This window comes from Paenibacillus periandrae, from assembly GCF_022458865.1.
Classification (GTDB): Bacteria; Bacillota; Bacilli; order Paenibacillales; family NBRC-103111; genus Paenibacillus_S; species Paenibacillus_S periandrae.
Genome location: NZ_JAJNMU010000113.1, coordinates 1 through 606, shown reverse-complemented (window position 1 = coordinate 606; position 606 = coordinate 1). Strand labels below are relative to the sequence as shown.

At 48.3% G+C, this 606-nt stretch carries 1 pseudogene; it reads left to right on the top strand.

From position 1 onward, the window contains the following. Positions 1 to 413: 413 nt before the first annotated feature. Positions 414 to 606 (top strand): annotated as a pseudogene (locus LRL21_RS44790) (group II intron reverse transcriptase/maturase); the annotation flags it as partial.

The window sequence follows — 606 nt, the reverse complement described above, 5'->3', positions numbered from 1 at the left end:
AAAAAAACTCAGTCGCATAACCTGCTTCCACTTCAAAAGAGGGAAGACAGAGGCAAAGGGGACGTGCTTCGTCAAAGTCTGTGAGTTTACGTGAGTGGAGATCGTAAGCGCCTTAAACCAACGAGGGTGGTTCCAAGAGGGTGCGTCCCGCCAATGGCGAAAGAGCGCCAACGGATAAAGGACTACTGGCGACCTGAGTACACGACGGACAAATAGGAGCGATTGGCAATGAGTCTAAGACGCATTTGCCCGACCGTGGAACAAGCAAGGAATCGATTTCTGTAGCAGAAACAAGACCAGCTTGGTGAGTAGCGGTAAAGGTGGTGAAACACCAATGAAACCGAAACGACGATACTACTCCCTGATCGATAAAGTGTACCAAATGAAATAACTTGTGCGAAGCATGGCTATCTGTGAAGAAGAACCAAGGAAGCGGCGGAATCGATGGCGTAAGCATGGCCATGTTTGAGAATAACGTGAGCATGAATCTAAGAGAACTCCAAAGGTTACTGCAACAGGGACGATACAAACCCGATCCTGTGCGACGACATTTCATCGAGAAGGAAAACGGAAAGTTAAGGCCGTTAGGTATTCCCACTATCCGAG